10 protein-coding genes are annotated in these 14,870 nt (G+C 65.6%); 3 read left to right on the top strand and 7 right to left on the bottom strand.

The genetic code is table 11. The features are described 5' to 3' along the window. Positions 1 to 233 precede the first annotated feature (233 nt). From A7D16_RS02850 to A7D16_RS02835, 4 genes are all read right to left on the bottom strand, one after another. Entirely contained in the window at positions 234 to 791 is a 558-nt protein-coding gene (locus A7D16_RS02850; RefSeq protein WP_064629631.1) for a hypothetical protein, read from the bottom strand. Between the two features lie 100 nt (positions 792 to 891). Next, positions 892 to 1,185: a LysM peptidoglycan-binding domain-containing protein gene (locus tag A7D16_RS02845; protein ID WP_064629629.1), complete on the bottom strand. Its 294-nt coding sequence runs from the start codon at positions 1,183 to 1,185 to the stop codon at positions 892 to 894. A 102-nt stretch (positions 1,186 to 1,287) separates the two neighbouring features. Then, positions 1,288 to 2,103, bottom strand: coding sequence for an NADPH-dependent 7-cyano-7-deazaguanine reductase QueF (gene queF / locus A7D16_RS02840; RefSeq protein WP_064629627.1), 816 nt, complete (start codon positions 2,101 to 2,103; stop codon positions 1,288 to 1,290). Between the two features lie 170 nt (positions 2,104 to 2,273). Then, a complete protein-coding gene (locus tag A7D16_RS02835; RefSeq protein WP_064629625.1) occupies positions 2,274 to 3,581 on the bottom strand; it encodes a M20 family metallopeptidase in 1,308 nt (435 codons plus the stop codon). A 258-nt stretch (positions 3,582 to 3,839) separates the two neighbouring features. On the opposite strand from A7D16_RS02835, the gene A7D16_RS02830 reads away from it, so the two are divergent. The 3 genes from A7D16_RS02830 to A7D16_RS02820 all read left to right on the top strand — a co-directional run bounded on the left by A7D16_RS02830 (position 3,840) and on the right by A7D16_RS02820 (position 11,709). Beyond that, positions 3,840 to 5,075, top strand: a complete 1,236-nt coding sequence (locus A7D16_RS02830; RefSeq protein ID WP_064629623.1) for an efflux RND transporter periplasmic adaptor subunit — start codon at positions 3,840 to 3,842, stop codon at positions 5,073 to 5,075. A 93-nt stretch (positions 5,076 to 5,168) separates the two neighbouring features. Beyond that, a complete protein-coding gene (locus tag A7D16_RS02825; RefSeq protein ID WP_064629621.1) occupies positions 5,169 to 8,402 on the top strand; it encodes an efflux RND transporter permease subunit in 3,234 nt (1,077 codons plus the stop codon). A 163-nt stretch (positions 8,403 to 8,565) separates the two neighbouring features. Then, a complete protein-coding gene (locus A7D16_RS02820; RefSeq protein WP_064629619.1) occupies positions 8,566 to 11,709 on the top strand; it encodes an efflux RND transporter permease subunit in 3,144 nt (1,047 codons plus the stop codon). A 51-nt stretch (positions 11,710 to 11,760) separates the two neighbouring features. Here the strand turns inward: A7D16_RS02820 and hglS are convergent, their stop codons facing one another. The 3 genes from hglS to A7D16_RS02805 form a co-directional block, all read right to left on the bottom strand. Next, positions 11,761 to 13,128, bottom strand: a complete 1,368-nt coding sequence (gene hglS / locus A7D16_RS02815) for a 2-oxoadipate dioxygenase/decarboxylase HglS (protein ID WP_064629824.1) — start codon at positions 13,126 to 13,128, stop codon at positions 11,761 to 11,763. A 163-nt stretch (positions 13,129 to 13,291) separates the two neighbouring features. Beyond that, entirely contained in the window at positions 13,292 to 13,888 is a 597-nt protein-coding gene (locus tag A7D16_RS02810) for a hypothetical protein (RefSeq protein WP_239686938.1), read from the bottom strand. Between the two features lie 138 nt (positions 13,889 to 14,026). Beyond that, complete coding sequence (locus tag A7D16_RS02805) at positions 14,027 to 14,611, bottom strand: hypothetical protein (protein ID WP_064629616.1); 585 nt, start codon at positions 14,609 to 14,611, stop codon at positions 14,027 to 14,029. Positions 14,612 to 14,870 lie beyond the last annotated feature (259 nt).

Genomic DNA, 14,870 nt, shown 5'->3' with positions numbered 1-14,870 from the left:
CCATTGTCGCGTCTGAGCCGCGCCCGGGTAAAGCGACCGCGGGCGGATGCTTCATCCCGTCGCACGGCCAATCCACATGGATGCAGCTGTAACGAATACACCACGTAACGAAAAGGGCGCGACCTGGTGGTCGCGCCCTGATTGAGTGGCTCGGCATTACGATGCGCCACCAGCTACGTGCTGCCGTGATGCTGCGCGGCGAAACCCGCGATTCACCACGGCACTGTGCCGACTTACTTGACCGTGATGGTCTGCGGGTTGCCTGCAGGCTTGCCATCCACCATCACCTGCGCGGTGTAGGTGCCGGCCGGCCAGCCATCGGGCTTGCTGAAGCTGAGGTTGGTAGTTTCGGCACCGGTGGTGTTCAAGGTGGCGTTCTGTTCGCCGGCCACCTGACCATCCTGATACGTCAGCTTGGCTGAGACGGCCACGTTACTGGCGCTGCCATCGGTCTTGACCGAGACGATGATGGTGTCCTTGGTGCCGATAGTGGCAGACGGGGCCACCGTCTTGTCGGCCGCGGCCTTGGTGCCGACCGCGACGCTGGACACCGTCACGGCAGTCCCCGTTGCAGCACCGGTGTCGGTGCTGGCTGCGCCAGTCGCACTGTGCTGCCCTGCCTGATCGCTGGCAGGCGGCATGGCGGCCGGGCCCGGCATTGCCTCGGTGGCGGCGCCTGATGTCGGGTCCTTGGAGACGCTGTCGTCATCGGCCTTTTTGCTGCAGCCAGACAATGCCAGCACGCCAGCCAGTGCGAGTACCAAGCTGCTTGAAACGGATTTAGTACGCATGAATCTTTTCTCCGGTGACAGAAACACCAGCGTTCTGCGGTGTCTGGATGAATGTCTGAATTCGAACCCTGTAAAAGTTCGTCTTGAAGACCAATGTGGTTTACGACTTTGCAGGCAACCGCAATACCTGACCCGGAAAAATCTTGTCCGGATCCTTCAACGTTTCGCGGTTGGCTTCGAAAATACGCGGCCACAGGTTGCCGTCGCCCAGATGCCGCTTGGCAATACTGGACAGGCTGTCGCCGGCTTGTACGGTGATCGATTCTTCAACGAGCTGCGCAGTGCTCTCGACGCTGGTGCGCACATTGGAAAAATCAGATGCAGGCGTCACTTCGGCGGTGCTGTCGACCGAGGAGCTGACGTTGGAAAAATCTGCTTTCTTATCGACACTCATTGCTGCAATCCCTGTGCATCGCGGTGCCAGCAGGGTGCGCGGAGCGCTGTTAAGCGTGGATCGCGCCACCGTGAAGCCGGCGCGATCCTGTGCGGGCGCGACTTACTGGCGCAGGTCGCGGAAGATCGACAGCGGCGTCGGGATATTCGGCGAGCTGCGCAGCGGATTGATGTCCAGGCCGCCACGGCGCGTGTAGCGCGCTTCCACCACCAACCATTCCGGCGCGCAGCGGATCAGCACGTCATTGAACACGCGCTCCACGCATTGCTCATGAAACTCGGCGTGGTCGCGGAAGCTCACCAGATAGCGCAGCAGCCCTTCGCGATCGATCGGCGCGCCGCGATAGCGCAGCGTGACACTGGCCCAATCCGGCTGGCCGGTGACCGGACAATTGGATTTGAGCAAGGCCGAGGTCAGCACCTCTTCCACCACGGGCTGCGCGTGCGCGGAAAGATAGGCGGCGTTCGGCGGGCCGTAGTCATCGATGCTGACATCCAGGGTGTCGATCGATTCGCCTTCGCCCACCGCATCGACTGGCGGCAGACCGAACTCCACTGACACATCCGCACCAGCGCGCGTGGACAGGTCGGTGGCGATGCGCGTACGTACCGCTTCGGCACTGTTGAAGCGGGTGGCATTGAGCGAGTTGAGATACAGCTTGAGCGACTTGGATTCGATCAACGACGGCGACTCGCAGGGCACGTGCACGGTTGCCGTGGCCACGCACGGCTTGCCCTGCGCATCGAGCCAGCTCAACTCGTAGGCGTGCCAGCGATCGCGGCCGATAAACGGCAAGGCGCCGGTCAGCCCGATCGCCTCGCGCCCGGCCGCACGCGGAATCGGAAACAGCAAGGACGGGTCGTAGCCGCTCGGGTAGGCAATCTCGCGACCAAGGGTGGAATCTTCTGGGGTATTCATGCCGCTATCTTAGGCCGCACGGGCTGGCCGTGATGTGTATGGCAGCCGCTGGAACACCGCGCCGACGAAAGGAGCAGCTGACCGTTTCAACCAGCCCGTCGCCCCCGATTATCAATGACGCAACAAGGAATTGCGCAACTGCACCCGATTCCCCATTCCCGATTCCCGATTCACCCCTGCTGCAGATAATCCAGCGACACCTGCAACAACGCACGCAGGCCCACATCCAGCGACGATTCGTCGAGCAGGAACTGCGGCGAATGGTTGCTGGGTGCGGTGGCCGGGTCGATGCCCTTGGCGGTGGAGCCGACGAAGAAGAACATCGACGGCACCTGCTGGGCGTAGAACGAGAAATCTTCGGCGCCCATCTGCAACGGCGGCTCGTAGACGTTGTCGGCGCCCACCACGGCCTGCAGGCTGGGCAGCATCCTGGCGGTCAATGCGGGGTCGTTGACGGTGGCCGGGTTGCCGGGCTGGTCCGGCACCTGCGCCTGGACCTTGGCGCCGTGGGCAGCGGCGGTGTGTTCGGCCACGTTCTTGAGATCGGCAAAGATCTGCTGGCGCATGCCTTCGTCGAAGGTGCGGATGGTGCCGACCATTTCCACATCGTCGGGGATGATGTTGTAGCGGATGCCGCCCTTGATCGCGCCGAAACTCAGCACCGCCGGCTGCTTGGACAGGTTGGCGCGGCGGCTGATTACCGTCTGCGCGGCGCCAATCATGTCGGCGCTGGCCACGATCGGGTCGATGCCGTTCCACGGCGCCGAACCGTGGGTCTGGCGGCCGATCATCTTGATCGCAAAGCGGTCCGAGGCTGCCATCAGCGGGCCGCTGCGCACCGCGATCCTGCCCGCCTGCACGCTGGAGAACACATGCAGGCCGAACACCGCCTGCGGCTTGAAGTCGGCGAACAGGCCTTCCTTGAGCATCAGCGAGGCGCCGCCCTCTTCGTTGCCGGGCGCACCTTCTTCGGAGGGCTGGAAGATCAGCATCACTTCGCCGGGCAGCTGCTCGCGCATGCCCACCAACGCCTCGGCCACGCCGAGCAGGATGGCGGTGTGGGCGTCGTGGCCGCAGGCGTGCATCACCCCGACCTGCTCGCCGCGGTACTCGGCGGTGGCCTTGGAGGCGAATGCCAGCCCGGTCTGCTCTTTCACCGGCAATGCGTCCATGTCCGCGCGCAGGGCGATCTTCGGGCCGGGCTTGCCGCCTTTGATGATGGCCACCACGCCGTGATGGGCGATGCCGGTGCGCGGCTTGAGGCCCAGCTTGCGCAGCTGCGCGGCCACGGTGGCGGCGGTGCGCTCCTCGCGGTTGGACAGCTCCGGGTGCTGGTGGAAGTCGCGGCGCCATTGCACCACCTTGGCCTGCAGCGGGGCGGCGGCGGCCTGAACTTCGGGCCGTTGCGCAGCCTGCGCGACGGCAAGCGTGGGCAGGGCCAGCAGTAGCGCGCTGGTCAGCAGGCGGGAGTGGCGCATCGGCAATCCTCTCAAGGTGGTTGCTTAATGTAGTGCAGGTGCGCGCCGGATGGGCTGCAGTGGGGCCCGATTCAGCCCGGCGGTCAACCGCAGCGGCGCTGGCGCGTTGCCGCTGCAGTGCATCCATGACCGTTGCGGTCGTTTCGCCAGCCAAGCCGTTACTTCAGTAACGCTCAATTGGTGGAACGCAACGATATGCTGCGCATAGCCGCCCCACGGTCGCACCCACGCGCCCGGCCCGTCCTCAGGAGTTGTCGCATGTCGCGTTTTTGGAAGATCACACTGCTGGTTGTAGCGGTGCTCGTCGTGGTGTTCGTCGCAATGCGGATGATGGGTGGGGGCAATCAGGGCAAGCGCGCAGGCGCACCGGATGGCAATGGCACCGAAAACAGCGGCCCGGTGCCGGTGACGGTGGTGGCTGCCACCACCCAGGACGTGCCGGTCTACGCCAGCGCGCTGGGCACAGTCACCGCGCTCAATACGGTCACGGTCAGCCCCCAGGTCGGTGGCCAGCTGATGAGCCTGAACTTCAAGGAAGGCCAGGAAGTGAAGAAGGGCCAGGTGCTGGCGCAGATCGACCCGCGCACGCTGCAGGCCAGCTACGACCAGGCGCTGGCGGCCAAGCGCCAGAACCAGGCGCTGCTGGCGACGGCGCGGGTGAACTACCAGCGCTCCAACGACCCGGCCTACAAGCAGTACGTCTCGCGTACAGACCTGGATACCCAGCGTAACCAGGTGGCGCAGTACGAGGCCGCTGTCTCGGCCAACGATGCGCAGATGCGCTCGGCGCAGGTGCAATTGCAGTTCACCCGCGTGACCGCGCCGATCGATGGCATTGCCGGCATCCGTGGCGTGGACGTGGGCAATATCGTCAGCAGCACCTCCACCATCGTCACCCTGACCCAGATCCGCCCGATCTACGTGTCCTTCAACCTGCCCGAGCGCGAGCTGCAGGCGGTGCGCAGCGGCCAGGCCGCTGCGCCGCTGGGCGTGGCGGCGCTGGACCGCGGCGATGCGCATGTGATCAGCGGCGACGGCAAGCTGGAGGTGATCGACAACCGCATCGCTGCCGACAGCGGCACCTTTGGCGCACGCGCGATCTTCGACAACACCGACAACGCGCTGTGGCCGGGCCAGTTCGTCAACGTGCGCCTGCAGCTGCGCACCATCTCCGGCGGCACCGTGGTGCCGACCCAGGCGGTGCAGCGTGGCCCCGACGGCGACTACGTCTACGTGGTGGGCAACGACAACACTGCGCAGATGCGTACCGTGGTGCAGGGTGTGGAAGTGGACGACAGCCATGTGCAGATCACCAAGGGGCTCAAGCCCGGCGAGCGTGTGGTGACCGAAGGCCAGTTCCGCCTGAAGCCGGGCAGCAAGGTGAGCCCGCTGCAGCCGGGGCAAACCCCGCCCGAGCCGACCGAGGCCGAACTCAAGGCCGCGCAGAACAAGCAGGAACGTAGCGGTGGCCGAAGCGGCAGCGGCCCGCGCTAACTCTCGACCATCGGCGACGGCGTTTCCGTCGCCGATGTGCGCCGGCGCTGCATGCGCCGGCTTCGCTTGACGTCTTCAGCAAGGATTCCCCCCGTGGGCTTTTCGACCATTTTCATCCGCCGCCCGATCGCCACCTCGTTGTTGATGGCGGGCGTCCTGCTGCTGGGCATCCTGGGCTACCGTCAACTGCCGGTCTCCGCACTGCCGGAAATCGACGCCCCCAGCCTGGTCGTCTCCACCCAGTACCCCGGCGCCAATGCGACCACCATGGCCTCGCTGGTGACCACACCGCTGGAGCGCCGGCTCGGGCAGATCTCCGGGCTGCAGATGATGACCTCCGATTCGTCGGCAGGCCTGTCCACGATCATTCTGCAGTTCTCGATGGACCGCGACATCGACATCGCCGCGCAGGATGTGCAGGCGGCGATCCGTCAGGCCACCCTGCCCTCGTCGCTGCCGTACCAGCCGGTCTACAACCGGGTCAATCCGGCCGACGCGGCGATCCTGACCCTCAAGCTCACCTCCGACTCGCTGCCGCTGCGCGAGGTCAACCGCTACGCCGATGCGATCCTGGCCCAGCGCCTGTCGCAGGTGCCGGGCGTGGGGCTGGTGTCGATCGCCGGCAATGTGCGCCCGGCGGTGCGCATCCAGGTCAACCCGGCGCAGCTGTCGAACATGGGCCTGACCATGGAGTCGCTGCGCAGCGCGCTGACCCAGACCAATGTCAGCGCGCCCAAGGGTTCGCTCAATGGCAAGACGCAGTCCTACAGCATCGGCACCAACGACCAGCTCACCGACGCGGCGCAGTACCGCGAGACCATCATCAGCTTCGCCAACGGCCGCCCGGTGCGGCTGGCCGATGTGGCCAACGTGGTCGACGGAGTGGAAAACGACCAGCTCGCCGCCTGGGCCGATGGCAAGCCGGCAGTGCTGCTGGAAATCCGCCGCCAGCCCGGCGCCAACATCGTGCAGACGGTGGAGCAGATCCGCAGCATCCTGCCGCAACTGCAGTCGGTCTTGCCGGCCGATGTGCATCTGGAAGTGTTCGCCGACCGCACCGAAACCATCCGCGCCTCAGTGCATGAAGTGAAGTTCACCCTGGTGCTGACCATCTTCCTGGTGGTGGCGGTGATCTTCGTGTTCCTGCGCCGGTTGTGGGCCACCATCATTCCCTCGGTGGCGGTGCCGCTGTCGCTGGCCGGCACCTTCGGGGTGATGGCGTTTGCCGGCATGTCGCTGGACAACCTGTCGCTGATGGCGCTGGTGGTAGCCACAGGTTTCGTGGTCGACGATGCGATCGTGATGATCGAAAACATCGTGCGCTACATCGAACAGGGCAAGAGCGGGCCGGAAGCGGCGGAGATCGGCGCCAAGCAGATCGGCTTCACCGTGTTGTCGCTGACCGTGTCGCTGGTGGCGGTGTTCCTGCCGCTGCTGCTGATGCCGGGCGTGACCGGGCGGCTATTCCATGAGTTTGCGTGGGTGCTGTCGATTGCGGTGGTGATCTCGATGCTGGTGTCGCTGACGCTGACACCGATGATGTGCGCCTACCTGCTCAAGCCCGATGCGCTGCCCGAAAGCGAAGACGCGCACGAACGCGCAACTGCCGCCGGCAAGACCAATCTGTGGACGCGCACCGTGGGCACCTACGAGCGCAGCCTGGACTGGGTGCTGGCGCATCAGCCGCTGACCCTGGCGGTGGCGATCGGCGCGGTGGCATTGACGGTGGTGCTGTACATGGCCATCCCCAAGGGCCTGTTGCCCGAACAGGACACCGGCCTGATCACCGGCGTGGTGCAGGCCGACCAGAACGTGGCGTTTTCGCAGATGGAGCAGCGCACCCAGGCGGTGGCTGCGGCCCTGCAAAAAGACCCCGCAGTGACCGGCGTGGCCGCCTTCATCGGTGCCGGCACCATGAACCCCACCATCAACCAGGGCCAGCTGTCGATCGTGCTGAAGACGCGCGGCGACCGCGATGGGCTGGATGAGGTGCTGCCGCGCCTGCAAAAGGCGGTGGCCGGCATTCCCGGCGTGGCGCTGTTCCTCAAGCCGGTACAGGACGTCACCCTGGACACCCGCGTGGCCGCCACCGAGTACCAGTATTCGATGTCGGATGTGGACAGCACCGAGCTGGCCACCTGGGCCGGGCGCATGACCGAGGCGATGCGCAAGCTGCCCGAGCTGGCCGATGTGGACAACAACCTGGCCAACCAGGGACGTGCGCTGGAGCTGAGCATCGACCGCGACAAGGCCAGCATGCTCGGCGTGCCGATGCAGACCATCGACGACACGCTGTACGACGCCTTCGGCCAACGCCAGATCTCCACCATCTTCACCGAGCTCAATCAGTACCGGGTGGTGCTGGAAGTGGCGCCGGAATTCCGCAGCAGCACCGCGTTGATGAATCAGCTGGCAGTGGCCAGCAACGGCAGCGGCGCGCTCACCGGCACCAACGCCACCAGCTTCGGCCAGGTGACCTCGTCCAACTCGTCCACTGCCACCGGCGTGGGCGCGCAGAACACCGGCATCGTGGTCGGCGCCGGCAACATCATTCCGTTGGCCGCGCTGGCGCAAGCCAAGGTCACCAACACACCGTTGGTGGTAAGCCACCAGCAGCAGCTGCCGGCGGTGACCATCTCGTTCAACCTGGCGCCGGGGCACTCGTTGTCGCAGGCGGTGGCGGCGATCGAAAAAGCGCGCGAAGACATGAAGATCCCGACCCAGGTGCATGCGCAGTTCGTCGGCAAGGCCGCCGAATTCACCGGCAGCCAGACCGATATCGTGTGGCTGCTGCTGGCCTCGATCGTGGTGATCTACATCGTGCTGGGCGTACTGTACGAAAGCTACATCCACCCGCTGACCATCATTTCCACGCTGCCGCCGGCCGGTGTCGGTGCGTTGCTGGCGTTGATGATGTGCGGGCTGAGCCTGTCGGTGGACGGCATCGTCGGCATCGTGCTGCTGATCGGCATCGTCAAGAAGAACGCGATCATGATGATCGACTTCGCCATCGACGCCCGCCGCGAAGGCGCCAACGCGCACGAGGCGATCCGGCGCGCCTGCCTGCTGCGTTTCCGCCCGATCATGATGACCACCGCCGCCGCAATGCTGGGCGCGTTGCCGCTGGCGCTGGGCACCGGCATCGGCTCGGAACTGCGCCGCCCGCTGGGCATCGCGATTGTCGGTGGCCTGCTGCTCTCGCAGCTGGTGACGCTGTACACCACCCCGGTGATCTATCTGTACATGGAACGCGCCGGCGAGCGGCTACGCGCCTGGCGCGCGCGACGTGCGGCTGCGGCGCATCGGCATGTGGAGGGGCGTGTATGAACCTGTGCGCCGGTCCCCGGACCCGGGGTGACGCCAGGAGCGCAGGCAACGCCTGCGGCACAGCGATCAGCCTGGACATGCGGTTCGCGCTCCGATTGCCTTGGCATTTGCTCCTGCTTTCCCGGGTCCCGGGTCCCGGGTCCCAGGTGCCGGAATTTTCCCGATGAACATCTCCGCGCCCTTCATCAAGCGCCCGATCGGCACCTCGTTGCTGGCGATCGGTTTGTTCGTGATCGGATTGATGTGCTACCTGCGGCTGGGCGTGGCGGCATTGCCGAACATCCAGATTCCGGTGATCTTCGTGCATGCCACGCAGTCCGGCGCCGATGCCAGCACCATGGCCTCCACCGTCACCGCGCCGCTGGAACGCCATCTGGGTCAGTTGCCGGGCATTGATCGCATGCGCTCGTCCAGTTCGGAAAGCAGCAGCCTGGTGGTGCTGGTGTTCCAGAGCAGTCGCAACATCGATTCGGCGGCGCAGGACATCCAGACCGCGATCAACGCATCGCAGTCGGACCTGCCATCCGGGCTCGGCACGCCGATCTATTCCAAGGCCAATCCGAACGACGACCCGGTCATCGCCATCGCGCTGACTTCGGACACCCAATCGGCCGATGAGCTCTACAACGTGGCCGACTCGCTGCTCGCGCAGCGCTTGCGCCAGATCACCGGCATCAGCTCGGTGGATATTGCCGGCGCGTCCACACCGGCGGTCCGCGTGGACGTGGATCTGCGCGCGCTCAACGCATTGGGCCTGACCCCGGACGATCTACGCAACGCGGTGCGCGCCGCCAACGTCACCTCGCCAACCGGGTTCCTGTCCGACGGCAACACCACCATGGCCATCATCGCCAACGATTCGGTGGCCAAGGCCGCCGATTTCGCGCAGCTGGCGATCTCCACCCAATCCAACGGGCGCATCGTGCGGCTGGGCGATGTGGCCACCGTCTACGACGGCCAGCAGGACGCCTATCAAGCCGCCTGGTTCGACGGAAAGCCGGCGGTGGTGATGTACGCCTTCACCCGTGCCGGCGCCAACGTCGTCGAAACCGTGGACCAGGTGAAGGCGCAGATTCCCGAGTTGCGCAACTACCTGCAGCCCGGCACCACGCTCACGCCTTACTTCGACCGCACGCCCACCATTCGCGCCTCGCTGCACGAGGTGCAGGCCACGCTGATGATCAGCCTGGTGATGGTGATCCTGACCATGGCGCTGTTCCTGCGCCGGCTGGCGCCCACGCTGATCGCCGCAGTCACCGTGCCGCTGTCGCTGGCCGGCTCGGCGCTGGTGATGTACATGCTGGGCTTCACCTTGAACAACCTCAGCCTGCTGGCGCTGGTGATCGCGATCGGGTTCGTAGTGGACGATGCGATCGTGGTGATCGAAAACGTCATGCGCCATCTGGACGAAGGCATGCCGCGCCTGGAGGCCGCACTGACAGGCGCGCGCGAGATCGGTTTCACCATCGTCTCGATCACCGCCTCACTGGTGGCGGTCTTCATCCCGATGCTGTTCGCCAGCGGCATGATCGGCGCGTTCTTCCGCGAATTCACCGTGACCCTGGTGGCGGCGATCGTGGTGTCGATGCTGGTGTCGCTGACCTTGACGCCGGCATTGTGCAGCCGCTTCCTGTCGGCGCATACCGCGCCGGAAAAACCCGGCCGTTTCGGTGCCTGGCTGGACCGCATGCATGAGCGCATGCTCGCCGTTTACACCGTGGCGCTGGACTTTTCGTTGCGCCACGCGCTGCTGCTGTCGCTGACGCCCTTGCTGTTGATTGCCGCCACCATTTTTCTCGGCGGCGCGGTCAAGAAGGGCTCGTTCCCCGCACAGGACACTGGCCTGATCTGGGGCCGCGCCAATTCCAGCGCCACGGTGTCGTTCGCCGACATGGTCAGCCGCCAGCGCCGCATCGCCGACATGCTGATGGCCGACCCGGCGGTGAAAACCGTCGGCGCGCGGCTGGGTTCCGGCCGCCAGGGCTCCAGCGCGTCGTTCAATATCGAGCTGAAAAAACGCAGCGAGGGCCGCCGCGACACCACCGCACAAGTGGTCGCACGGCTGAGCGCCAAGGCCGACCGCTACCCGGACCTGGACTTGCGCCTGCGGGCCATCCAGGACCTGCCCAGCGATGGCGGCGGCGGCACCAGCCAGGGCGCGCAATACCGGGTGTCGCTGCAGGGCAACGATCTTGCACAGCTGCAGGAATGGCTGCCCAAGCTGCAGGCGGCGTTGAAGAAGAACCCACGCCTGCGCGATGTCGGCACCGACGTGGATACTGCCGGCCTACGCCAGAACATCGTAATCGACCGCGCCAAGGCCGCGCGCATGGGGATTACGGTCGGTGCGATCGATGGCGCGCTGTACGGCGCGTTCGGCCAGCGCTCGATTTCCACCATCTATTCGGATCTCAACCAGTACAGCGTGGTGGTCAATGCGCTGCCTTCGCAGACCGCCACCCCCAAGGCGCTGGATCAGATCTTACTGCCCAACCGTGCCGGGCAGATGGTGCCGATCACTTCCGTCGCCACGCAGGTGCCGGGCCTGGCACCGCCGCAGATCATCCATGAAAACCAGTACACCACGATGGATCTGAGCTACAACCTGGCACCGGGTGTCAGCACCGGCGAGGCGGATCTGATCATCAAGTCCACCGTGGACGGCCTGCGCATGCCCGACGGCATCCGCCTCGGCGGCGACGACAGCTTCAATGTGCAGCTCAGCCCCAATTCGATGGGCGTGTTGCTGCTGGCCGCCGTGCTTACCGTCTACATCGTGCTGGGCATGCTCTACGAGAGCCTGATCCATCCGGTGACCATCCTGTCCACGTTGCCCGCGGCAGGCGTGGGTGCGTTGCTGGCGTTGTTCCTCACCAACACCGAACTGTCGGTGATCTCGATGATTGCGTTGGTGCTGCTGATCGGCATCGTCAAGAAGAACGCCATCATGATGATCGACTTCGCGCTGGTGGCGCAGCGCGTGCATGGCATGGATGCACGCGCGGCCGCACGCGAAGCCTCGATCGTGCGCTTCCGCCCGATCATGATGACCACGATGGTGGCGATCCTGGCCGCCGTGCCGCTGGCAGTGGGCCTGGGCGAAGGCTCTGAGCTGCGTCGCCCGCTGGGCATCGCGATGATCGGCGGGCTGATCTTCTCGCAGAGCCTCACCTTGCTCAGCACCCCGGCGCTGTATGTGATCTTTTCGTGCCTGAGCGAGCGCTGGAAGGCACGTCGCGCACGTGCGCGTGCACGCCGGGCAGAGCGCGCGGCGGCACGGCGCCCGGCCGCGTCATCGGCGCGCTGAAGCGACGCAGTACACCAGCCGCCGCCGCGCCACGCGACGACGTACGCGGGTTCAGGCCAACAAGGCCTGCAGCGAGGCGCGCTCCAGCTGCGCGTATAACGCGAACTCGTCGTGCACCTGGGCGCCCAGGGCCTGTTCGAAGCTGCGCTTGCTCGAATGCGCGGCATAGGCGCGCTGCTCGGCCCCACCCAGGTTGGATTGGAAGATGCCGGCCGCGCTCACCGGCAAAAAGTCTTCGTAGATGATCGGGTCGGCACTGACCAGCCCGAGCGCAATCGCGGTTTCTGCCGGCATGGCGGCCACCTGCGCCGGGTCGGCGCGGCCGGCGTCGGTGAATGCATAACGGAAATAGCCCAGGCCTTCCTGACGCAGCAGCGCTTCGTCATCCGGGAACGCGACGAATGCGGTCTGCAGCCGCGTGGCGTAATCGGCACCGGTGCTGCCGGCACCGTCGCTGTCGCGGGCCTGCGCCAGCAACGCGTCGTAGAGCGCACGGCCCTTCGGGGTGAGGGCAAGCCCGCGTTGTTCGATCTCGCCGAAGCGCGCGGTGTGCGTGCCGTGCTCGGCCTGCCCGCTGTCGCCGACAAAACGCACCGGCTCTTCCAGTGCCTTGAAACTGGTCTGCCGCAACAGGATCGGCACGCGCCGGCGCGGCGGCCCTTCGATCACCGCTTTCGCATCGATGCCGGCGCGCTGCATCTGCGCTTGCGCCGCATCGATATCCAGCGTGCGTGGCGTGAGGTGGTTGATGTGCGGGCCATGGAAGCTCACCACATCGGCGATCAACTTATGCGCCTCGCTCAGCGCACGATAGGTAGGCAGCGACACGGTGGCATCGCCATGCCAGCGGAAGGTCTCCAGCGCTTCGGCCACGAACTGCTGTGCCTGGCCCGCCTCAAGCCCGCCATGACGTTCGTGCTGCTCGATCAACTCCAGCGCGCCAGCAGTGAAGATCTGCCGCTGCTGCAAAATTTGCTCGGCCTGTGCGCGCAGGGTGGCGTCTTCGATCAACTCCAGCCGCAGCAGCGAGGTGAACACGCGAAACGGGTTGGCCGACAGCGACGCTTCGTCGATCGGGCGGAACGCGGTGGAGTGCACCGGCACGCCGGCCACCGACAGGTCGTAATAGCCCACCGGCTGCATGCCCATCACCGCAAACAGCCGGCGCAAGGTGGCCAGCTCGGCGGCCGTGCCGACGCGGATGGCGCCATGCCGCTCCAGATCCAGCCGCGCGCGTTCGTCGTTGCGTTGCAGGCGCGCGGCCAGCGCAGGATCGGCGTTCAGGGTGTCGGCGTTGACCTGCGCCACCAGCGCCATCAGATCGCCATACAACGGCACCTCGGCGCGATACATGTCCGACATCGCCTGGGCAAACAGGCTGCGGATCTGATCGGGAGAAACAAAGGCGGTATCGCGCATGGGCTGGTCTTGGCCAAGAGCCGGCCGAACGCCAGCGTTGGCGCATTCTCGCCGACCGCGCCCTGCGCCGGCCAGCTGCACGGCAGCATCGCGGGCCACGCGTTGGCGCGCAGACAGCCGCACACCGCTGGACTGCGCCAAGCGCTACTCCACGACGCCTGCGTCAGAGCCCGGCCTGCGCCGCCGCTTCTGCCGCTTCGCTGGCCTGGCGCGCAGCTTCCAGGCGCTGCGCATGATCGCCAAGCTGACGACGCAGCAGCGCGTCCAGGGTAATCGGGCGCTCCCAGCGGTCGTAGCTGGCGACGATGGCGTGCCGCAGCGCGCGCATGTGCACGTTGTCCGGCGCCACCGACAGCCGCGTGACCACACCCTCCCAGCCATCGCGATGGTCGCGGCTATAGGCGCGCACGCTGTCGCGGCACGACAGCTGCACGGTCTGCGCCCAGAAACACGCGAAATAGATGTCCCCCGCATGCCAGCCATGCACCTGCAGCAGCGCCTGCACATACGCACGCGGCGTGCCGGTATAGCGCGCCACCTCGTCGATGAAGCTGGCCGGGTAGCGCTGCGCATAGCTGCCCATATCGGCCAGATGCTGGTCCACCCAGGCATCGCCGGTGCCTGGGGTCACCGCTGGTGCCGGGTCTTCTGCTGTAGCTGTAGCTATAGCTATAGTTGCGGTTGCAGGTGCCGGTGCGGTCTGCGCGGCCGCCAACGCCGGCAGCAGCAATGCCGCCAGCAGTGGCAGGGATCGCAACATGGATGAGCTGGACGTGGGCATGCGCCGATGATGCCGCATGCTTGCGATGCTGTCAGGGGACAATCCAACGAAGGCCGATGGTGTGCGCGCAGCGGCACGGACGCACCCAGTCGATGAGCGCGCCCGTTTCAGTGGCGCCTAGCGCAGATCGTACAACCCGAAATGATGGATCTCGCGGCAACCGCTCAGATCGCAGGAGCCGGTGTAGCCCGGGCCGATATAACGCTGGCGCGCGTCGCGGTTATGTGGGCTGCTGTAAGGATCCGGGCCGTAAAGACCATTGCCGTAGTACATCTGGCCATACGGGCGGTTGCGGGAGGCGCCCAGACGGAACGGGCCACCGAAACCTACGTAGCCGCCATCGCCCGAATAGCCGGCGTAGCGGCCACCTTCATGGCGGTCGCGCGCAAACCCAACGCTGCGGTCACGCTCGCTCGGTCGCGCCTGCAACCTGGCAATGCTCTGGCCCTGTGCATCCACATAGCCTTGCTCCTGATCAAAGCGCACCGTGCGGAAATACACCAGTTCGCCATCCACCCGACGCGTGCGCAGGCGCACGTAGTCGCTACCGTCGTCGTAGTAAGGCTGCCCATCGCGAAAGATGACCTCGCTGGGGTTGATGATCTCTTCTTCCAGCTCGGCAGCAGCCAGCGGTACGGCACCGATCAACAGCCCGAAAAGCAGGGCCAGACCGGCACGATGGGTGATGGACAACATGGTCATCGGTACTCCCTCCAAGCTCGGCCGTGCATGCATGCCCGGCCGCAAACGTCCTGTTGTCGGGCACCCCGAGGCGCCCGCGTGTTGAAGCATCGATCTATCGAACCAGCATCACCACAACAGCCGCGACCTGACCTAGTGCACTGAATCCGAGGAATCGGATGTGATGCGTCGAGTTGGATCAGCGAAGGTCCATTTCAGCGGTTTTGGGTTTTTGTTGTACTGGCGGATGTAGCGCATGAGCTTCTTATCGAGGTCTTTG

The sequence above is a fragment of the Xanthomonas nasturtii genome, assembly GCF_001660815.1.
Classification (GTDB): Bacteria; Pseudomonadota; Gammaproteobacteria; order Xanthomonadales; family Xanthomonadaceae; genus Xanthomonas; species Xanthomonas nasturtii.
The sequence above is the reverse complement of the archived record's forward strand: the minus strand, read 5'-3'. Positions and strand labels throughout refer to the sequence as shown.

What these genes read in the sequence shown, in the direction of transcription:
- A7D16_RS02850 (WP_064629631.1), bottom strand. Translation starts at nt 791, where the DNA reads ATGCGTACTAAATCCGTTTCAAGCAGCTTGGTACTCGCACTGGCTGGC.
- A7D16_RS02845 (WP_064629629.1), bottom strand. Translation starts at nt 1,185, where the DNA reads ATGAGTGTCGATAAGAAAGCAGATTTTTCCAACGTCAGCTCCTCGGTC.
- queF (WP_064629627.1), bottom strand. Translation starts at nt 2,103, where the DNA reads ATGAATACCCCAGAAGATTCCACCCTTGGTCGCGAGATTGCCTACCCG.
- A7D16_RS02835 (WP_064629625.1), bottom strand. Translation starts at nt 3,581, where the DNA reads ATGCGCCACTCCCGCCTGCTGACCAGCGCGCTACTGCTGGCCCTGCCC.
- A7D16_RS02830 (WP_064629623.1), top strand. Translation starts at nt 3,840, where the DNA reads ATGTCGCGTTTTTGGAAGATCACACTGCTGGTTGTAGCGGTGCTCGTC.
- A7D16_RS02820 (WP_064629619.1), top strand. Translation starts at nt 8,566, where the DNA reads ATGAACATCTCCGCGCCCTTCATCAAGCGCCCGATCGGCACCTCGTTG.
- hglS (WP_064629824.1), bottom strand. Translation starts at nt 13,128, where the DNA reads ATGCGCGATACCGCCTTTGTTTCTCCCGATCAGATCCGCAGCCTGTTT.
- A7D16_RS02810 (WP_239686938.1), bottom strand. Translation starts at nt 13,888, where the DNA reads ATGTTGCGATCCCTGCCACTGCTGGCGGCATTGCTGCTGCCGGCGTTG.
- A7D16_RS02805 (WP_064629616.1), bottom strand. Translation starts at nt 14,611, where the DNA reads ATGACCATGTTGTCCATCACCCATCGTGCCGGTCTGGCCCTGCTTTTC.